Here is a 20,081-nt window from a genome sequence, read left to right as displayed (position 1 = left end):
AGTACTCAGGCCCGCCGCCCGATTCACGATCACCCTTGACCCATGGAGAACCACCCCTGGGGCCAGGGCACCCCCGTCAGCCGCCGAGCCCGCACGACGGCCGCAGCCTCACACCTGTCGCTCCCGCCTCGCTGGTGGCTGCCCTTCGGGCGAACGGCCCTCTGGGCCGCTGCGGCCGCCCTCGGCGCCCTGCTGGCAGGTGCCGTGCTGCTCGGGGTCTCGGGGCTCTGGATCTTCATCGGTTGGATGTACGTCGGCGACTGAGCGAAGCGCCGAGGCCAACTGCCCGAGATCCCGGGCCACCTGCTCGGTGATGCACTCATGGAGTGCACGCATCGAGGCGAGCACGTCGGCCAGGGTGCTGATCGAGGCCCCTTGGGCGGCGGCCTGGTCGAGCCGCCGGCCGAGGGAGCGGAGTTCGGCGTGTGCCGCGTTCATCGCGGGGCCTGTGGAACGGCGAGGGCGTAGCGGGTGCTGGTGGTGGTCCAGGTGGTGAGGGCGTGGCGGAAGCGCTCGAGGGCGCGGGCGAACTGGCGCGTGGCAGTGGCGAGTTCGTCGTCGCGGACGGCTGTGCAGAGCCACCAGAAGCGGCGCTCCTCGGCGTCGAGCAGCGCCCGTACGTGCGCGTGGGCCTGGGGCGGGGGCAGTGGGTGGCTGGCGCGTAGGGCGTCGACGGCGGTGAAGGTGTCGGCGGCGTCGGCGGCGAGGCCGTTGGCCAGGCACCCGATGGTCGAGAAGCTGTGCAGCAGGGACTGCACCAGGGCGTCGTTCCAGTCGGGCGTGACACACCGCCCGGCGAGTTCGCACCACATGGCGGCGAGCAGCATCCCGCCGTCGGTCGGCCGGATCGTCAGGTACTGGCGGAGAGTTGGCGTGCGGTGCGGCTGGACGAAGTCGAGCAGCTTGGCGGAGGCGGCATGGACCCACTCCTCCAGGTGCGTCAGATACCGCTGCCACCAGAGGGCAGGCATCATCGCCCGGGTGTCCGCCGCCAGATCCGCGAGGGCGCGCACGGCGGGGTGATCGCCCGGCGCGGGCCGGGCACTGCCACCGGCAACCAGGAGCAGGGTGAGCGTGAACTCACCCACCACCTGCGGGGATTCGCCCAGCAGCTCCGCGTCGAACACGTCGTCGACGATCCACGTCCACAACGCCCAACGGGTAGCGAGATCCAGTTCGGCGCCGCACGCGGTCGGCCACCCGGCCAGACAGAGATCCACGTACCCGTGCGCGAGGTAGCCCGCCGGGTCGGGATGGAGACCGTACTGGGTGAGGAAGGTGGCGGCTGAGACGTAGAGGTCGGTGTGGCGGGCATCGGTCCCCATCAGGCCACCGCCCCCGCGCGCCGCTTCTTGCAGTGGCACGCAGTGCAGCGGCGGACGCGCTCGTCCCGCACCACGCCGTCGGCCACCCTGGACGTCCGGACCTCCCCACGGTGTGGAGCGTTCGATAATCCGCAGTCGGCGCAATGCTGCTGAGTGTCAGTCAGGACATCGTCCACGGACGGCAGCTTAACGAGGGGCTGTGGCACGGACTCCGCAAGATCTGCCATGACAAGGACGGTAGGGACGGCGTGCAACGAACCTCTACCGTCTTGCGTGTTCTTGCGCGCGCGTCACCCGAGGGCGTGAATCGCGGCCTGGATCAATGCTCTTGCCGTTTGTCCGTAGACCGCCATGTGGCCCAACTCGATGAATGCACGCTGATAGAGGCGGATTTCCGTCGGAACCGTAATGCTGATCTCGGCAGACAATGATTCAATGCTCACACGCTCGTCGTCGAAGATGTACATGGCTTCCAGCGGCCACATGGCGAGCCGGTCAGCGGTGAACGGAATGACGCCAAGCGCCACGGAGGGGAGACCGATCACCTCCAGAAGGCAGCCGAGTTGGCCTCTCATCACATCGACTCCACCGATCCGGTACCGGAGAACAGACTCTTCCAACAGCACAACGAACCTGCGCCCCCCGGAATAGAGCGCCCGCCGGCGCTTCAGACGCTCCCGCACAGACTCCTCGACATCGTCCGGAGTCCCTTGGAAGCAAGTGATCGCCGAGAGCAAGGCGGTTGCGTACTCCGCCGTTTGAAGGAAGCCAGGGATCACGTTCGAGCAGTACACGCGCTGTACGTGCGCCCTCTCCACGAGCGACAGGATGTCCTGCTGCTTGAGCAGGAGACCGCTGCGGTTCAGTTTGCGCCACTCGGTATAGAGCTGATCGGCCTGTCGGTTCGCGGCGATCAGGTCCTCTGCATCATCAGGGACCCCGCACGCAACGCACCAGGCACGGATATCAGAATCGGATGGAGCCGCCAACGCGTGCTGCAGCCGCGATGTCTTCGACGGGCTCCAGCCACATCGCTCGGACAGCTCCTGACTTGTGATTCCCGCATCGAGGACAAGATCACGAAGCTTTCCTGCCACACGCTTACGGGCCGCCTGAGCACTGGAAGATGGAGACTGAGCCATGATCTGCGGTCACTGGGAGATATTTGGTCAGCGAATGTCGTAGTCCTGGTGCGGGATCGCACGCTGCCACACAACCTCAAATGCTTCCTGGCAAAGCTTGATCACCGCTTGTTCGGTGCGAGTCTCGGTGCCATGGCTGGACCATTCGCCGTCTCCGGTGAAGTGATTGAAGACGACCATGGAGCCATCGAACAACCAAAAGTCGTTGCCGGGTAGTGCGATATCGGAGGCGCGCGAACGCGGTAGCCAGCGGACCTGCTCGCCCACAGCAAGGTTCACGCTCGTACCTGCGTGCTCGTAACGGATGTACTCCGTGACTGGCTCTGAGACGATACGTGCCCGACGCATGACGACGCCACGGGCGACCAGATCGCGGACGACGCTGGTCCAGGGCCGCCACATGTCCGAGTCAGGGTCGACATCCGCTTCCCCGGTCTCCCGCCACGTGTCGAACGGCCCGGACTCGTTGCCGACCGCGTAATGGTCGCGCATCTCCAAGTGGACCGCCGAGACGCGAGCTGCGCGGAACGGTTCAATCCAGTCGCTCTGCGACATCACACGCCTTCCGTAGTGCCGGCACCATGCGGGCCGGAATCCTGACGAGCTCCTCGCCATCCGGGATTCCTGCAACGTGGCCAGGGGCCGGTGTCGCAGTGACCTGGCGCCGAAGCTCCTGGCTTGCGACCCAACCTTGGATGACCAGCTCTCTGGTGTCTTCGTCTACCCAAACGGTCGGCGATCCATAGCCGTTGGTCTCAGGGTCGATACCGATGAACCGTAGCTTCATGATGATCTCCCACGTCAAGTGAGTTGCGCGAGCTTGCATGACCTTCACTCAGGCGGACAGTGCAGTCAAGAGCGCGATGGTGTGCGGTGGTGTCGCAGTTCGCCACCCGTGCGCTCCCGCACGTAGGCGACCGGGGACCTCCCCAGTCGGCGTGGCTGGGAGTGAAGCTGCACGATCGAGTTGGAGCGAGTGCATTCCCGAGGCCGAGTGGCTATCGCTTTGTCCGTTGTTTCGTTTCGCGGATGAGGGTGCGGGACAGGTCCGCCCAGGCGCGGATGCGTGTGGTGGGGGTTCCGTTTGGTTCTTGGACGCTGCATCTGCCGCTGTGCGACATTCGGCAGGTCGGGCATTCCGGCATAGGCTCCGGCTCTGGGGGGATGCGGTCGATCAATCGCTTGCGGGTGAAGGCTCCGGCGCACTGGATGGTGGTGGGGAGGCCGTTCGTCATCGCGTAGCGGAACTGTTCGACCGTCACGTTGCGGGCGAACCACGCGGCCGCCAGGGGCTCCAACTCCTCGCACTCGTTGGCGGAGAGCATCATCCGCTTGTCCGCCGCGCCGAGGGAGGCGAGGGCGCGGTAGGCGATGGAGTGCGCAGGGGGCGCGGGGGTGGTGTCCGCGCTACCGCTGGTGCGGCGGTCGGCGAGGAAGCGTTGCCACCACACCACCGGGCGGGCGGTGCGGGAGAAGTAGGTGCGGGAGACCCAGCGGGTGAGGCCCTCGCCGGCGCGTTCGCGGATGCGCAGGAGGTGGCCGAGGTCGGCGAGTTTGCGCAGGGCGGAGCGGACGGCCTGCTGGCCGTAGCGGGGTTGCTCGCGGGCGAGGGTCTTGGTGTCGATCGCCGCGCCGTCGGGCAGACGGTCGATGTAGGCGGCGAGATAGGCCTCGCGTTCGGGAAGGTGGGAGAAGTCACTCTGGGTGCGCGGACTTTGGGACGGCGCGGAACGCTTGCCGTAGCCGGGCGCAGCGGTAGGGTGGCAGGCAGCCACTGGATCGACCTCGATCTCGATCAATGTTGGTCAGACCCCCGTTCGGTGTTGTCAGCACCGGCGGGGGTTGTTTATTTGCGCGAACCGTACACCGTAATTGCCGAGCGCCGTCAAGTTATGACGATAAGTCATATTCATTGACCGGCAAGGCCATTGGGTGGGTGGGCGGGATCTGGTTCCCCACCGTTCCTCAGAGAGAACGCTCGAATCCCGACGCCCGAAGCTCGGGTTCGCGCGCCCTCGGCCATTCGGGTGAGGCGCTTGTGGGCGACGAAGGTCAGCACCCGCCCGTCGCCCCCATGGAAATGGTCCAGGGCATCCCCGGGCACAGCCTGAACCTCGCGCCGGGTCCAGGCCGATCTGGACCCGCAGCGCCGGACCCGGGCGCAGGCCAGCGGGGCGGCCGGACAGGAGTTCTCGCACAGCCACCGGTAGCGACGGGCGTCCGGGCCTAGGCTTGTCCTCAGGTACAGGCCTGCGGGTCGTGAGACAGAGGAGCTGATCATGAGCACCGCCCCGAATCTGCCACGCTCGCCCCATCGGCCCGAGGAGCCTCATCCGCTGCGGACGATCCGGGAGATCCGGGATTCGTTGCCCAAGGATCAGGTCGAACACTTCGATGCCGAACTGGCCGACACTGATATCGACGCCCTTCCGGCCATACTGCACCGCTGGGCGACGCTCGGAAGTGATGGGTTTCTGGATCACCTGCTGACAACGCCGTTCGATGGGTTGGAGTTCGGGGCGCGGTCATACGACGATGCGGCGGACGACGAGTGATCTTCCTTCTCGATACCAATGTGATCGCTGAGCGAGTGCCGGGGCAGGCATTGATCCGCCGGACGCGCTGATCGCGGCGACGGCCATCGCGAACGGCTGGACCGTGGTCAGCCGCAACATCAAGCACCTCCACCGAACCGGTGCGCTCGTGCTCAATCCTTGGGAGTACCAGGCATAGCGCTGCCCTGACTCGCCACCCCGGCCTACACCCCCACCAGCTCGTCCGCCGCGCGCTCCAGCTCCCACAGGGCGCGTAGTCGGCCGCCCTCGCGGGACGCCAGCTCCGTCCAGTTCCCCCGCTCGACGACCCTGCCCGCGTCCAGGACCACGATCTCGTCCACGTCCGCCGTCGTCAGGCCGGCCAGGCGGTGGGTGATCAGGAGGGTCGCGCGGCCTGAGGTGGCGGTCAGCAGGTCGGCGGTGAGGGCGTCCGCCGTCGGGAGGTCGAGGTGTTCGGCGGGCTCGTCGAGGATGAGCAGGGGGAAGTCGGCGAGCAGGGCGCGGGCCAGGGCCAGGCGCTGGCGCTGGCCGCCGGAGAGGCGGGCGCCGTGTTCGCCGACCATGGTGTCCAGGCCCTCGGGGAGGGTGTCCACCCAGTCGAGCAGGCGGGCGGCGGCGAGGGCGGCACGCAGGTCGGATTCGAGGGCATCGGGCCGGGCCAGGCGCAGGTTCTCGCGCAGCGAGCTGTCGAAGACGTGCGCGTCCTGGGCGCAGAGGCCGATCGCCGTGCGCACCGCGTCGCCGTCCAGCGCGCGGCTGTCCACAGCCTGTGGACAGCCGGCGCCGAGCACCACCGAACCGTCGCTCGGGTCGAGCAGCCGCAGCAGCACCTGCGCCAGCGTGGTCTTGCCCGAGCCCGACGGGCCGACCACCGCGATCCGGCGCCCGGCGGCCAGGTCCAGGTCCACGCCGTCCAGGGCGTGGGCCTCCTGTCCGGGCCAGCGGGCCCGCAGGCCGCGCACCGCGAGCGGGAACGGGTCGGCGGGCAGCGGCGCGGGGTCGGCGGGCTCGCGCACCGGGTCCGGGGTGTCGAAGACCTCGGTGAGCCGGCCGGCCGCGGCCCGGCTGCGTTCGCGCACCTGGACGGCGCCGGGCAGCCCGGTCACCGCTTCGAAGGCGGCGAGCGGGGTGAGGATGACGACGGCGAGGCAGAGGCCCGAGAGGCTGCCGGAGCGCACGCCGAGCACGCCCACCACCGCGCAGCCGACCACGGTGAGCCCGGTGAGCAGCGCCATCAATCCGGCGCCGAGCGCGGTGGTGCCGGCCGAGCGGGCGGCGAGCGCGGTCAGCCGGGCGTCGACGGCCCGCACCGCGCCGAGCCGGTCGGGCAGCGCACCGGCCACCGTCAGCTCGGCGGCGCCGGTGCAGGTGTCGACCACGGCAGCGGCCAACTCGCCGCGAGCCGGAGCCTGTTGACGCTCGGTACGGCCGGAGGTCCGGGCCGTCAGCAGCGGCAGCGCCAGGCCCGCCAGCAGCAGGCCGAGCGCAAGCGTCAGCCCGGCGCCGGGAAGCAGCAGTGCCAGGCCCGCGGAGGCGAGCAGCGAGACGGTGACCCCGACGGCGGCGGGCAGCCGCCAGCGCAGGTACCAGTCCTGCACCGCGTCGACGTCCGCGACCAGCCGCGACAGCAGGTCGCCGCGCCGGAAGGCGGGCAGCGCGGTGGGCGCCAGCCGCTCCAGGCGGCGGTAGACGGTGACCCGCAGACTGCCCAGGGTGCGCAGCACCGCGTCGTGCGAGATCAGGCGCTCGCAGTAGCGGAAGAAGCTGCGGCCGACGCCGAAGGCGCGCACCGAGGTGACGGCCATCATCAGGTAGAGCACGGGCGGCTGTTGCGAGGCCTTGGAGATCAGCCACCCGGAGGTGGCGAGCAGCGCGACGGCGCAGCCGAGCGCGAGGCTGCCGAGCAGCACGGCGAGCGCGAACCGGCGGCGCGGGCGGCCGGCCTCGGCGGCGGCGAAGAGCGCGGCGACCCGGCGCAGCGGGGCGCCGGTGGCGGGGACGAGGACAGGCGCGGCAGGAACGGCAGGCGCGGCAGCGGCGACCGGGGTCGCAGGTGCGGAAAGAGCGGAGACGCCGGCCGAAGCAGCGCCAGCAGCGGCAGGCCCCGCCGCAGGAGCCGCCAGCGCCACCCGCCGGTCGGCCACCGCGAGCAGCGCCGGCCGGTGCGCCACCAGCAGGACGGTGCGCGCCGGGTCCTCGGCCAGCGTCCGGACGGCGGCCACGATCGCCGCCTCGCTCTGCGCGTCCAGGTTGGCGGTCGGCTCGTCGAGCAGCAGCAGCGGACGGTCCGTCAGCAGCGCGCGGGCCAGGGCGAGCCGCTGCCGCTGCCCGGCGGACAGGCCGGTGCCGCCCTCGCCGAGGGGGGTGTGCAGGCCCTGGGGCAGCCGCTCCACGAAGTCCAGCGCGTGCGCGGCGGCCAGCGCGGCCCGCACCGCGTCCTCGGGGGCGTCCGGGCGGGCGAGGCGGACGTTGTCGGCGACCGTGCCGGCGAACAGGTGCGGGTGCTGCGGCACCCAGGCGATCTGCGCGCGCCAGGACTCGGGCGACAGCTCCGCCAGGTCGTGGGCGCGCCCGTCGGCGGCGGTGACCGTGACGCCGCCCGCGTCGGGGCGGACGAAACCGAGCAGCACGGCGAGCAGCGTGCTCTTGCCCGCGCCGCTGGGCCCGGTGAGCGCGGTGGTGGTGCCGGGGGCGAGCTCCAGGCGGGTGCCGGCGAGCGCGGGGGCGGTGCGGCCCGGGTGGGTGACGGTGAGCGGGCCCAGGGTCACGGTGGCGCCCGCGAGCGCGGGGGCGGGGACGGTGCCGGCGGCGGGCAGCGGGGTCTCCAGCACGGCGAAGACCTCCTCGGCCGCCGCCAGGCCCTCGGCGCTGGAGTGGTAGAGCGCGCCGACCTGGCGCAGCGGGAGGTAGACCTCGGGGGCCAGGACCAGCACCAGCAGCCCGGTCTCCAGCGGGAGGCTGCCGTCCACCAGCCGGAAGCCGATCGAGACGGCGACCAGGGCGACCGAGATGGTGCTCAGCAGCTCCAGCGCGAAGGAGGAGACGAAGGCGATCCGCAGCGTGCGCAGGGTGGCCCGGCGGTACTCGTCGGTGACCCGCCGGATCGCCTCGGCCTGGGCCTTGGCCCGGTTGAAGACCTTGAGCGTGGGCAGTCCGCCGACCACGTCCAGGAAGTGGTGCGAGAGCCGGGCCAGCGCGCGCCACTGGCGGTCCATCCGGTCCTTGGTGGCCCAGCCGATCAGCACCATGAAGAGCGGGATCAGCGGCAGCGTGCCGGCGATGACCGCCGCGCTCTCCCAGTCGGCGCCCGCGATCCGGGCCAGCAGCACCACCGGCACCACGACGGCCAGCGCGAGCTGCGGCAGGTAGCGGGCGAAGTAGTCGTCCAGCGCGTCGACGCCCCGGGTGGCGAGCGTGGTCAGCTCGCCGGTGCGCCGGCCCGCCAGGTAGCCGGGGCCGAGCGCGGTGGCGTGCTCCAGCAGCCGGCCGCGCAGCTGCGACTTGACCCGGGCCACCGAGCGGTGGGCGGTCAGCTCGGTGAGCCAGGCGACCAGCGCCCGGCCCACCGCGACGGCCGCCAGCAGTACCAGAGGGGTGGCCAACTGGCCCAGGCCCTGGCCGCGTTGGAAGCAGCGGACGATGATCTCGGCGATCAGCGTGGCCTGGGCGAGCAGCAGCAGCGCGCCGGTGCCGCCGAGCAGCACCGAGCCGGCCAGGAAGACCCGGGTGGTGCGGGCCTGGGCGAGCAGCCGGGGGTCGACGGGCTTCATGGCTCAGGCCTCGGCAGCCGGCAGGGCGTGGTCGGCGGCCGGGATGTGCTGGACACCGATCCGCTTGCGGAACACCCAGTACGTCCAGCCCTGGTAGAGCAGCACCAGCGGGGTGAAGACCGCGGCCACCACGCTCATCACTTTGAGGGTGTAGGCGGAGGAGGCGGCGCTGCTGACCGTCAGGCTGTAGGCCGGGTTGAGCGTGGAGGGCATCACGTTCGGGAAGAGCGCCAGGAAGAGCATCGCCACCGCGGCCACCACGGTCAGCCCGGAGAGGCTGAACGCCCAGCCCTCGCGGGCCAGTTGGTTGGCCACCAGGGCGCCCAGCAGGGCGAGCACCGCGACGGCGAACGCCACCAGGCTCCAGCCGGTGCCCTGGTGCGCCTGGGTCCAGCCGAGGAAGGCCACCGCCAGCACCGCCGTCACCAGGCCCAGCCACCGCGCCATCGCGCGGGCCCGGCCGCGGATCTCGCCGACCGTCTTGAGCGCGGCGAAGACCGCGCCGTGGAAGGTGAACAGCGCCAGCGTGACCAGCCCGCCGAGCAGCGCGTAGGGCTTGAACAGGTCGCCGACCGAGCCGACGTAGTTCTTCTGCTGGTCGATCGCCACGCCGTGCACGATGTTGGCGAAGACCACGCCCCACAGGAAGGCGGGCAGCAGCGAGGTCCAGAAGATCGCCAGTTCCCAGCCGCGCTGCCAGCGCTCCTCGCCGCGCTTGTGCCGGTACTCGAAGGCCACGCCGCGCACGATCAGGCAGACCAGGATCGCCAGCAGCGGCAGGTAGAAGCCGCTGAACAGGGTGGCGTACCAGTCGGGGAAGGCTGCGAAGGTGCCGCCGGCCGCGGTGAGCAGCCAGACCTCGTTGCCGTCCCAGACCGGGCCGATGGTGTTGATCAGGACCCGCCGCTCGGCCCGGTCCCGGGCGAGCAGCCTGGTCAGCACGCCGATGCCGAAGTCGAAGCCTTCGAGGAAGAAGTAGCCGGTCCACAGGACCGCGATCAGGACGAACCAGACGTCGTGCAGGTGCATGTCTCTTCTCTCCCCGGCTCAGTAGGCGAAGGCGAGCGGCTTGTCGGCGTCCTCGTCCGAGGCGGGGCCGCGCAGCGTGGGGTCCTTGGCGGGCGGGCGCTCGTCGACGTCCGGGCCGGCCTTGGCGTACTTGTGCAGCAGCCGGACCTCGACCACGGCGAGGACCGCGTAGAGCGCGGTGAAGGTGCTGAACGCGATCACCTGGGTGGTCACGCTGACGTTGGGGGAGACGGCGTCGGCGGTGGTCATCAGGCCGAAGACCGCCCAGGGCTGACGGCCCATCTCGGTGAAGATCCAGCCGAAGCTGTTGGCGATCAGTGGGAAGCCCATGGTCAGGATGCCGATCCGCCAGCTCCACTTGGTCAGCTGCGGGCCGAGCTCGCGGTTCTTCGTGAGCATCAGGCGCGGCGGCTCGTCCTCGCCGGTGCGGAACTCCGGCGCCAGGAAGAACTTCTTGCGGGTGGTCCAGAGCCCGATCGCGCCGGCCACGAAGGAGGTCATCCCGAAGCCCATCATGAGGCGGAAGCCCCAGTAGGTCACGAAGATGTTGGGGATGTAGTCGGTGGGCTTGCCGCCGTACTTGGCCGCCTCGGCGGCGGCGGTGTCGTTGATGCCGGGCACCGGGGAGCTGAAGTCGCTGTGGGCCAGGAAGGAGAGTATCCCCGGGACCTCCAACTCCACCGAGTTGTGGCCCGCGTTGACGTTGCCGATCGCGAAGATGGAGAACGGCGCGGGCGCCTGGGTGTCCCACAGCGCCTCGGCGGAGGCCATCTTCATCGGCTGCTGCTCGAACATCACCTTGCCCAGCGTGTCGCCGCTGATCGCGGTGCCGAGGCCGGCGACCACCGCCATCACCAGGCCCAGCCGCAGCGAGACGCGCATCGAGGCGGTCCTGCGGGTGTCGGCCCCTTCCGGGCGGCGCTTGGTCTTCCACAGGTGGTACGAGGCGATGCCGACCATGAAGGCGGCGCCGGTCAGGAAGGCCGCGGTGAGCGTGTGGAAGGCCACCACCAGCGAGGTGTCCTGGAAGAGCACCTTGGTGATGTCGGTGAGCTGGGCCTTGTGGGTCACCGGGTCGATCGTGTAGCCGGCGGGGTGCTGCATCCAGGAGTTGGCCGCCAGGATGAAGTAGGCGGAGAGCACGGTGCCCAGCGCCACCAGCCAGATGCAGGCGCAGTGGATCTTCTTCGGCAGCTTGTCCCAGCCGAAGATCCACAGCCCGATGAAGGTGGACTCGAAGAAGAAGGCGATCAGCGCCTCCATCGCCAGCGGCGCCCCGAAGACGTCGCCGACGAAGCGTGAGTAGTCCGACCAGTTCATCCCGAACTGGAACTCCTGCACGATCCCGGTCACCACGCCCATGGCGATGTTGATCAGGAAGAGCTTGCCCCAGAACTTGGTGGCGTGGAAGTACTTGTCCTTCCCCGTGCGCACCCAGGCCGTCTCCAGTCCGGCGACCGTCGCCGCCAGACTGATCGTCAGCGGGACGAAGAGGAAGTGGTAGACGGTGGTGACGCCGAACTGCCATCGCGCGATGGTCTCGTGAGCGATCGCTAGCTGCACTTCGCCCTCTTCCTTCGATCCGTTGTCCGGTCCGCCCTGGTTTCACCCAGGATCTTGCCCCACACAACCGGACAAAGGCACCGTTCAGCACGAACCGCACCAATGCCGGTCAAGCTTGCGAGCTTGTGAACGTGAACACTTTCACAAGCGCCGCACTGAGGACAGTATGCCGCACACCTGTGCGGCTGCGAGTGGCGGGGGGTGGGGTGAAGTGCAGGTGAAGACGGCGTAAGGACGCAGGCGGCGGGGTCGCCCGCGCTACTCGCCGCTCGACCGGGGCAGGGTGAGGCGGAAGGTGGCCCCGACGCCGGGGGTGGTGTCCAGCGCGAGGGCGCCGCCATGGGCGCGGGCGAAGGCGGCGGCGATGGCCAGCCCCAGACCCGCGCCGCCGCCCTCGTGGCGGCTGCGGGAGGCGTCGACGCGGTAGAAGCGCTCGAAGACACGCTCGGCCTGATCGGTCGTCAGACCTGGTCCGGAGTCGGCCACTTCGAGCACACAGCCGTCGGGCCTGGTGCCCACGCCGATCCGGACGGCGGTGCCGCGCGGGGTGTGCTTGACCGCGTTGCCGACCAGGTTGGTCACCACCTGGCGCAGCCGGGCCTCGTCGCCCAGCACGGCCGCCGCGCCGGGCGGGCCGCTGCCGCCGGGGCCGGTCAGCGCGACCGGGCGGGTGGGGTCCAGGGCGGTGAGGTCGTGCAGCGCGTCGGCGGCCAGCGTGCGCAGGTCCATCGGGGCGAGGTCGAGCGGGCGCTCCTCGTCGAGGCGGGCCAGCGTCAGCAGGTCTTCGACCAGGCCGCCCATCCGCACGGCCTCGCTCTCGATCCGGTCCATGGTGCGCTTGACGTCGGAGTCGGAGGCCAGCGCGCCCATCCGGTAGAGCTCGGCGAAGCCGCGGATGCCGGCCAGCGGGGTGCGCAGCTCGTGCGAGGCGTCCGCGACGAAGCGGCGCATCCGGGCCTCGGAGGCGGCCTGGGCGGCGAACGCGGACTCGATCTGGTCCAGCATCCCGTTCAGCGCGAGCGAGAGCCGGCCGACCTCGGTGCTCGGCGGCAGGGCCGGCATCCGGTAGGAGAGCTCACCGGCCGCGATCAGCTCGGTGCCGCGCTCGATCCGGCGCAGCGGCAGCAGGCCGGCCCGCACCGCGAAGGCGCCGAGGCCGGCTATGAGCAGCAGCACGGCGGCGCCGATCGCGAGGAAGGCCTGGGCGAGCTTGCTGGCGCTGGTGTCCACGTCGTCGAGGTTGACCGCGACCAGGACGTAGGAAGAGGGGCCGGAATTCGGGTCCGCCGTGCTGCCCTGCGGTGACGGGCCCTGCGACGACTGGCCCTGGGGGGACTGGCCCTGGGCGGTCGAGTCCGCGCGGGCGGGGCCGGAGCGCTGGATCGGCATGATCCGGACCAGCCACCGTCCGCCGTCCTCGCCGTGGACGACGAAGGCCCGGTTCAGATGCGCGGCCAGGGCCGGGCCGGTCAGCGGGGGCAGCACCGGCTCCGGGTCGCTGGGCGCGATCGGCTGCCGGTAGGTCCGCCGCACGCTTCCGTCGGCGTTGAGCATCCGCATCTCGTACATGCTGGGCAGCTCGGACTGGCTCGGCGGCCGGATCTGCTTGTCCCCGGCGGAGGCGTCGGGGCCGGGCGAACTCTGCGCACCGGGCGAACTCGGCGCACCCGGCGCACCCTGCGGACTCTGCGCACCCGGCGAACTCTGCGCACCGGTCGAGCCCTGCGGACCCTGCGCCCCCTGGCCGCCGTCGGCGGTGGAGCCCGAACCGGACCGGTGCCAGCTGCGCTGCGCCTGCGCGTTGCCGAACTGCTGGAGCTGCTGGTCGAGCCGGCGGGTCAGCTGCGAGCGCACCACGCCCAGCACCATCAGGTCGCTGGCCACCAGCCCCGTGGTGACCAGCACCAGGGTGAGCGCCAGCAGCCGGGCCCGCAGCGACAGACGCCCGGTGCCGCGCAGCAGCGCGAGCGGGCGCAGCACCCGGCAGCGCGCCAGCAGACGGCGCGGGAAAGGCGCCTGACGATCCGTCAGGTCGCTTTCCGGGTGCCGTCGCCGCCGCACCGCCGGTCAGTCCTGCGGCTGCTGCGGCGGCCGGCGCAGCGCGTAGCCGATGCCGCGCACGGTGTGGATCAGCTTCGGCCCGTGGTCGGGGCCGGAGTCGAGCTTGCGGCGCAGGTAGGAGATGTAGGACTCGACGATGCTCAGGTCGCCGCCGAAGTCGTAGGCCCAGACGTGGTCCAGGATCTGCGCCTTGGAGACCACCCGGCCGACGTTGGCCATCAGGTAGTGCAGCAGCTTGAACTCGGTCGGCGAGAGCGAGATCGGGCGGCCGTCCCGGGTGACCTCGTGGGCCAGCGGGTCGAGGGTGAGGTCGGCCACGGTGAGCCGGCCGTCCTCGGCCGGACCGCCGGCCCGGCGCAGGATCGCCCGGATCCGGGCGATCAGCTCCTCCAGGCTGAACGGCTTGGTCACGTAGTCGTCGGCGCCGGAGGCCAGACCGTGCACCTTGTCCTCGGTGCCGTCCTTGGCGGTGAGGAAGAGCACCGGCAGGTGGTCGGCGGGGCGCGGGCGGCCCGGGCGGGCGGCCAGGCCCGCGGGGTTGGCGATCTGCTGGCGGCGGGTCTGCTCGCGCAGCCGCTCGACCACGGTGAAGCCATCCAGGTCCGGGAGCATCACGTCGAGCACCACGAGGTCGGGGCACTCGACGGCGATCGCGGCCAGCGCCTCCTCGCCGGTGGCCGCCGACTCCACCCGGAAGCCGGAGAAGCGCAGCGAGGCGGAGAGCAGCTCGCGGATGTTGGGCTCGTCGTCGACGACGAGGAGGAAGGCCTCACCGGAGGTGCGGCCGATCGCCGCCGAGCCGGCACCGCTGAGCTGCGTCATCGCACCGGAGCCGGGCGGAGCCGTCGGGGGAGCCATCGAGGGGGCCATCGAGCTGGGCACCGCGCCTGTGGTCACAGTCCCTGTAATCGTCACGGGGTCCGCCTCCCGGGTTCTGGGTTTGTCGGCCGATCAGATGATGGTCCCGGGAGGCTACGCGCGCTAGATGAGAGACGTATGAAGGCTGTGTGCCCCCTTCATCCGCGGGGCACACGGACCTCAGGCCGCTGCCGCACCCTCCGGGGCCACGGGCGCACCGGCCGCGCGGCCACGGGCCTGGGCCCGGCGGGCATAGCTCATCGTCCAGAAGACCAGCCCGGCGGTGAACGCGTACGGAAGGATGTTGTTGACAGTGACGGCCTGCCCGTTGGAGAGCGAGTAGACGCAGACCACCCGCACCGCGGCCTCGACCAGGTAGCCGGTGCCCCAGCCGATCGTCAGGTTGCGCTGCACCCGGCGGAAGCCCTCGAACTGCCACAGGCCGTTCCACCAGGCCACCTGCTCCGGGGTGCCGTCGGTGGCGAACTTGCGGCCGAAGTAGAACATCAGCGGCCGGGCGGCGGCCAGCGAGGCCAGGCAGACCAGCCCGAACAGGCCGGTCACCAGCGAGTCCTTGGCCAGCAGCAGCTTGGCGTCGTGCGGGCCGACCAGGGCGGCGATGCCGCTGAGCGCCAGGAAGATCAGCGAGACGATCGCGAACTCGTCGGCCCGGCGGTGCCAGGCCAGGTAGACGGCGATGTCGACGAGCGGGCCCAGGCCGGAGAGCAGGATCGCGGTGAAGTCGCCGGCGCCGTGGGCGTGCGCCTGGTTGTAGATCAGGATCGGCGCCACGACGTTGAGACCGATGCTGAGCAGCCAGCCGACGGCCGCGGCCTTCTGCTTGCGGGCAGGGGCGGGCGGCGAAGTGGTACTGGACACGTGTGTTCCCCCGGGTACGAGCTACGGCGGCCCGGTGATCAACATCCGGGCCGCCGGACATTCTGGCTGATCACCGGGGGCTCCGCCTATCCCCCGGCAGCGCTGGGCTGCGGCCGCAACGCCGACGGCCCGGCCGGGAGCGCTCTCCCGGCCGGGCCGTGCACCGCGGTGGTCACCGACGCGCGGCCCGGCCGCGGGCGGCTCACCCGCCCTGGGCCGCACCGCCACCGGCACCGCCGCCTGCACCGCCACCGCCGAAGCCGCCACCGAAACCGCCGCCACCGGCACCGCCCGCCGCGCCGCCCTCGGTCAGCTGGGTGGCCGCGTAGCCGCCGTTGCCGTCCGGGGTGCCGACCACGGTCACGCTCTGGCCGGGCTGCAGCTGGCCGACCTGGCCGTCCTGGGTCACCGAGACCTTGGTGGAGCTGCCGGTGGTCACCTTCACGATGTTGCCGCTGGCGTCGGTCAGGTAGACGGTGCTGCCGTCCACCAGCTTGACCGTGCCCCGGGTGAAGCCGGCCCCGCCGGCCGCGCCGCCGCCACCGCCCGCACCGCCCGCACCGCCCGCGGCGCCACCGCCGCCCGCACTCGCGCCCCGGCGGCCGGCCGCACCGCTCTGGCCGGCCTTCTGGATGGCCGCGGTGATCGCACGGCTGGTGCTGGTGGTGTTGTTGCCGTGGTTCTTCTGGTACCAGGCGCCCCCGGTGAAGGCCGCCGCCGCGAGCACCCCGCCGGCCAGCAGCAGGGTCACCCAGGGCAGCTTGCGCCGCGGCGGGGCCGCCAGCTCCGCCGTGATGTCGCGCGCGTCGGGTGCGGTGGCGAGCAGCTCGGCGTGCGCCGCGGCCTCGCCGGCGAGGGCGCCGCCGGCGCCGGCCGAGGGGGCTGCCGAGGGCACCGCGGCGGGCAGCCGGACCGTATCGTCGGCCCGGACCAGGTCACTGTTGTTGGTAGGCATGGGCTCTACTGCTCCCGGTCGTGTCGCTGGGTGATCATGACGGATCCGTCTGGACCGATGTCCATCGCGGGCTCACTCGTGCCGCAGGGCGTCGATGGGGCGCAGCGAGGCGGCCCGGTTGGCCGGGTAGCTGCCGAAGAACAGGCCGATCGCCACGGCGATGCCGAAGGCGCCCAGCACCGAGGAGGGGATCACCACCGGCTTGATCCCGACCACGCTGAAGTGCGAGCCGAACAGGCCCACCGCCACCCCGAGCCCGGCACCCAGCACCGAGAGCAGGGTCGACTCGGCGAGGAACTGGCCCAGGATCACGGCCTTGGGCGCGCCCAGGGCCTTGCGGATGCCGATCTCCCGGGTCCGCTCGGTCACCGTGACCAGCATGATGTTGGTGATCCCGATCCCGCCGACCAGCAGCGAGATCGCGGCCACCGCACCGAGCAGCACGGTGAAGGTCTGGCTGGTGCTCTCCCGGGCGGTGAGCAGCGAGGTCTGGTTGCTCACCCGGAAGTCGAGCTTGGTGGGGTCGGTCAGCGAGTGCGTCCCCATCAGGATCTGGGTGATCTCGCTCTGCGCCTGGGTGGTGGTGTCGGCCGAGGTGGCCTGCACCAGGATCTGGCTGACCGAGCTGAAGCCGGTGAAGGCGTTCTGCACGGTCGGCAGCGGCGCGATCACCACGTCGTCCGGGTCGGTGAACCCGGTGGCGCCCTTGGTCTGCAGCACGCCGACCACGGTCAGCGGGGTGCCGCCGAGGGTGATCGTCCTGCCGACCGGGTTCACGTTGTCGAACAGCTGCTGCGCGGTGGTGGAGCCGATCACCGCGACCTTGCTCGAGTTGAGCACGTCGTCGTTGCTGAAGTAGTCGCCGGAGGCGATCTTCTCGTTGGCGGTCTCGAAGTACGCCGGGTAGGTGCCGATCACCGAGCCCGGGGTGTACGAGATGTCGCCGTAGTCGGCGGTGGCGGTGGTGGTGACCACCGGGGCGACCGACTTGATGTCGGGCGCCGCGCTCGGGTCGGCCAGCGCGCGGGCGTCGTCCACGGTGAGCTTCTTGACCGTGCCCGCGGTCCGGGCACCGCCGCTGGTGCCCGAGGTGACGGTCAGCGAGTTGGTGCCGAGCGAGGTGATCGAGTTCTTCACCGCGGCCGAGGAGCCGTTGCCGACCGCGAGCAGCAGGATCACCGAGGCGACACCGATCAGCACGCCGAGCATGGTGAGCGCGGAGCGCACCTTGTTGGCGGCCAGGCCCGCGCAGGCGAAGCGAATCATCTGCCAGACGATCACGGCCGGCCTCCGATCAGCGCGGCCGGGCCGCTGTGGCCGCCGCCGGGATGCCCGGCGACGGAGCGGCCGGCGAGCTGGCGGGCCAGCACCGGCGGCGGACCGACCACCGGGCCCTGCCGCACGTCGGAGATGATCTGGCCGTCCACCAGGCGCAGGACGCGCTTGGCGTGCTCGGCCACCTCGTCCTCGTGGGTGATCAGCACGACCGTCCGGCCGGTGGCGTTCAGTCCGTCGATGATGGTCAGTACCTCTTCGGTGGAGCGGCTGTCCAGGTTGCCGGTGGGCTCGTCGGCCAGCAGCATCGCCGGCGCGGTGACCAGCGCGCGGGCCACGGCCACACGCTGCTGCTGACCGCCGGACAACTGGTTGGGCTTGTGGTCGGCCCGGCCGGACAGGCCCACCAGGGCGAGTGCGGCCAGCGCGCGCTTGCGCCGCTCGGAGGCCTTCACGCCCGCGTAGGCGAGCGGGAGTTCGACCTGGGCCAGCGCGGTGGTGCGCGGCACCAGGTTGAACGACTGGAAGATGAAGCCGATCTTGCGGTTGCGGACCAGCGAGAGCTGGTTCTCGTCCAGGTGGCCGACGTCGGTGCCGTCCAGCAGGTAGCGCCCGCCGGTCGGGATGTCCAGGCAGCCGAGGATGTTCATCAGGGTCGACTTGCCGGAGCCCGAACTGCCCATCACCGCGACGAAGTCACCCTGGTCGATGTCCAGGCTGACCCCGGCCGGCTGCCCGGTCTGCGGGTCGTCGGGGCCGCGCAGGGCGTGCACCGTCGCGTCGCCGTGGCCGTAGGACTTGGTGAGGTGACGGACCTGGATGACCGGGGGCGGCGCCTGCGGGCCCGCCCCGGCTGCGGCGTCCCCGCCGGCCGGTGCCTGCGCACCGGCGGCGTGGGAGCGAGAACGGCGACCCATCAGGCACCGCCCCGGGCGCCGCCGCCACCGCCGCCGAAGCCGCCGGCGCCACCGCCGAGGCCCCCGCCACCGCCACCGCGGGTGCCGCCGCCGGCACCGCCCGGGAAGGAGCCGCTCGGGAAGCCGTTGCTGCCGCCGCTGGTCGCGGAGGCCAGCTGCACCTTGTCGCCCGCGTTGAGGCCGGAGAGCACCTGCACGGTGGAGTCGCCCACCACGCCGACCGTCACGGAGACCCGCGAGGTGGTGCCGTCCGGCTTGACCACCGTCGCGGTGCGCGTGGTGCCGGTGCCGGAGAGCGCCGCGGCCGGCACCGAGAGCGCGCTGTCCGCCTCACCGGTGACCACTGCGACGGTGGCGCTCATGCCGGTGCGCAGCGAGCTGGTGTCGCCGTCGATCTGCAGCACCGCGGCGTACTGGACCGCGCTGCCGGCCGCGCCGGAGCTGCTGCCGCTCGAGACCGGGAGCGAACTGACCGACAGCACCGAGGCGTTGAGGACGGTGGAGGACTGCGCGTTGAGCGTGACCGTGGCCCCCTCGCCCTTCTTCAGCTTCAGCGAGTCGAGCTCGGAGAAGTCGGCGGTGACCTGCATGCCGGTCGGGTTGGTGATGACGATGAAGCCGCTGGGTCCCGAACTGGTCGAGGTGGAGCTGGTCTTGCTGCTGCTCGATCCGGAGCTGGACGAGCCGCCCGCGCCACCGCTGGAGTCGGTGCTCGCACCGGTGCCCGAGACGGTGTCGCCGACCTTGTTGGAGATCGAGGCGACCGTGCCGCCGACCGAGGCGGTCAGCGTGGTGCCGGACAGCGCCGTCTGCGCGTTGGTGACGTTGATCTGCGCGGTGGCCACCTGCTGCTGGGCCTGGGTGACCTGCTGCTGGGCCTGGGCCACGGCGGCGGGGTCGACCTTGGTGGTGGTGATGGTGGTGGTCTGCGGGGCCGGGACGCGGGAGTTGCCGCTGCTGTCGCCGGAGCCGCCGCTGCCGGAGTTGCTGCCACCGGAGTTGCCGCCGCCACCGGAGTTGTCCGTGCTGCCGCCGCCGGAGGCGCCCGTGTTGCCGGTGCCGGAGTTGTCCGTGCTGCTGATCGGCGAGGCCGGGACCGCGGTCGAGCCGCTGTGGCCGCCGCTGCCGTGCGAGGCGGAGGTGCTGGGGGCCGCGCTCGGCGACGGGGTCGCCGCCGGGCTGCCGGAGGCCGAGGCGCTCGGAACCGCCTGGATCCACGCGGACTGGAGGGCGGCGCCGGTGCTGCCGACCGGCACGGTGGTGGTCGTGGTGGTCCCCGCCTGGGCCTTCGTCAGGTTGGCCTGGGCCGAGGCCAGCGCGGCCTGCGCCTCGGTCAGCGCGCCGTTCGCGGCGTCCAGCGCCTGCTGGGCGGCCGTGGTGTCGACGGTGGCCAGCACCTCGCCCTGGGTCACCGTGTCGCCGACCGACACCTTGACCGCGGTCAGCCTGCCCCCGGTGACGAAGTTCTCGCCGGCGTCGGTGGGCGAGGAGAGGCTGCCGGATCCGGACACCGTGGCCAGGACCGTTCCCTTGGTCACGGTGGCCGTCCTGGCAGCGGGCTTGCCGGCCGCGGCGCTGCTGGAGCTGTTCACGGTGGTGTACGCCAGGGCGCCCCCCGCCAGGAGGGCCACACCGAGCACTGAGTTGACGAGGACGGCGCCACGCCGTCGCGGGAGGACCTTCATGACGCACAAGCGTCGCCGGGTGCTCTTGCGAAGGACTGGGCGCCACCTGGGGGGACGCTGGGGCAGG

Annotated in this window: 16 protein-coding genes; 2 read left to right on the top strand and 14 right to left on the bottom strand. The window is 71.5% G+C overall.

Annotated elements, in window-relative coordinates:
- Positions 1–42 precede the first annotated feature (42 nt).
- Entirely contained in the window at positions 43–264 is a 222-nt protein-coding gene (locus OG500_RS20505) for a hypothetical protein (RefSeq protein WP_327068117.1), read from the top strand.
- A 170-nt stretch (positions 265–434) separates the two neighbouring features.
- Here OG500_RS20505 and OG500_RS20500 read toward each other — a convergent pair whose 3' ends face one another.
- The 4 genes from OG500_RS20500 to OG500_RS20485 form a co-directional block, all read right to left on the bottom strand.
- Positions 435–1,325 carry a terpene synthase family protein gene (locus tag OG500_RS20500; RefSeq protein WP_327068116.1) on the bottom strand — a complete coding sequence of 297 codons (891 nt, stop codon included), beginning with the start codon at positions 1,323–1,325 and terminating at the stop codon, positions 435–437.
- A 290-nt stretch (positions 1,326–1,615) separates the two neighbouring features.
- On the bottom strand, positions 1,616–2,467 hold the full coding sequence (locus OG500_RS20495; RefSeq protein WP_329582276.1) for a helix-turn-helix domain-containing protein: 852 nt from the start codon (positions 2,465–2,467) through the stop codon (positions 1,616–1,618).
- 27 nt (positions 2,468–2,494) lie between these two features.
- On the bottom strand, positions 2,495–3,022 hold the full coding sequence (locus OG500_RS20490; protein WP_329582273.1) for a DUF6879 family protein: 528 nt from the start codon (positions 3,020–3,022) through the stop codon (positions 2,495–2,497).
- A 443-nt stretch (positions 3,023–3,465) separates the two neighbouring features.
- On the bottom strand, positions 3,466–4,266 hold the full coding sequence (locus OG500_RS20485; RefSeq protein ID WP_329582270.1) for a hypothetical protein: 801 nt from the start codon (positions 4,264–4,266) through the stop codon (positions 3,466–3,468).
- A gap of 480 nt (positions 4,267–4,746) precedes the next feature.
- On the opposite strand from OG500_RS20485, the gene OG500_RS20480 reads away from it, so the two are divergent.
- Positions 4,747–5,022, top strand: a complete 276-nt coding sequence (locus tag OG500_RS20480; protein ID WP_327068109.1) for a hypothetical protein — start codon at positions 4,747–4,749, stop codon at positions 5,020–5,022.
- A gap of 203 nt (positions 5,023–5,225) precedes the next feature.
- Here the strand turns inward: OG500_RS20480 and cydD are convergent, their stop codons facing one another.
- From cydD to OG500_RS20430, 10 genes are all read right to left on the bottom strand, one after another.
- Positions 5,226–8,792 carry a thiol reductant ABC exporter subunit CydD gene (cydD, locus tag OG500_RS20475; protein ID WP_329582265.1) on the bottom strand — a complete coding sequence of 1,189 codons (3,567 nt, stop codon included), beginning with the start codon at positions 8,790–8,792 and terminating at the stop codon, positions 5,226–5,228.
- 3 nt (positions 8,793–8,795) lie between these two features.
- Positions 8,796–9,821, bottom strand: a complete 1,026-nt coding sequence (gene cydB, locus OG500_RS20470) for a cytochrome d ubiquinol oxidase subunit II (RefSeq protein ID WP_329582262.1) — start codon at positions 9,819–9,821, stop codon at positions 8,796–8,798.
- A gap of 18 nt (positions 9,822–9,839) precedes the next feature.
- On the bottom strand, positions 9,840–11,384 hold the full coding sequence (locus OG500_RS20465; protein WP_327068106.1) for a cytochrome ubiquinol oxidase subunit I: 1,545 nt from the start codon (positions 11,382–11,384) through the stop codon (positions 9,840–9,842).
- Between the two features lie 258 nt (positions 11,385–11,642).
- A complete protein-coding gene (locus tag OG500_RS20460) occupies positions 11,643–13,364 on the bottom strand; it encodes a sensor histidine kinase (RefSeq protein WP_327068105.1) in 1,722 nt (573 codons plus the stop codon).
- Between the two features lie 87 nt (positions 13,365–13,451).
- Positions 13,452–14,267, bottom strand: coding sequence for a response regulator transcription factor (locus OG500_RS20455; RefSeq protein WP_327071617.1), 816 nt, complete (start codon positions 14,265–14,267; stop codon positions 13,452–13,454).
- A gap of 216 nt (positions 14,268–14,483) precedes the next feature.
- Positions 14,484–15,182, bottom strand: coding sequence for a VC0807 family protein (locus OG500_RS20450; protein WP_327068104.1), 699 nt, complete (start codon positions 15,180–15,182; stop codon positions 14,484–14,486).
- 202 nt (positions 15,183–15,384) lie between these two features.
- On the bottom strand, positions 15,385–16,137 hold the full coding sequence (locus OG500_RS20445) for a hypothetical protein (protein WP_329582259.1): 753 nt from the start codon (positions 16,135–16,137) through the stop codon (positions 15,385–15,387).
- A 72-nt stretch (positions 16,138–16,209) separates the two neighbouring features.
- Positions 16,210–17,403: an ABC transporter permease gene (locus OG500_RS20440; RefSeq protein ID WP_327068101.1), complete on the bottom strand. Its 1,194-nt coding sequence runs from the start codon at positions 17,401–17,403 to the stop codon at positions 16,210–16,212.
- 11 nt (positions 17,404–17,414) lie between these two features.
- Positions 17,415–18,329, bottom strand: coding sequence for an ABC transporter ATP-binding protein (locus OG500_RS20435; RefSeq protein ID WP_327068100.1), 915 nt, complete (start codon positions 18,327–18,329; stop codon positions 17,415–17,417).
- On the bottom strand, positions 18,329–20,014 hold the full coding sequence (locus tag OG500_RS20430) for a biotin/lipoyl-binding protein (RefSeq protein ID WP_329582255.1): 1,686 nt from the start codon (positions 20,012–20,014) through the stop codon (positions 18,329–18,331). Before OG500_RS20430 ends, OG500_RS20435 begins: the two co-directional genes overlap by 1 nt.
- Between the last annotated feature and the right edge of the window lie 67 nt (positions 20,015–20,081).

The organism is Kitasatospora sp. NBC_01250 (assembly GCF_036226465.1).
Lineage (GTDB): Bacteria > Actinomycetota > Actinomycetes > Streptomycetales > Streptomycetaceae > Kitasatospora.
This window is presented reverse-complemented; position numbering and strand designations above follow the sequence as displayed.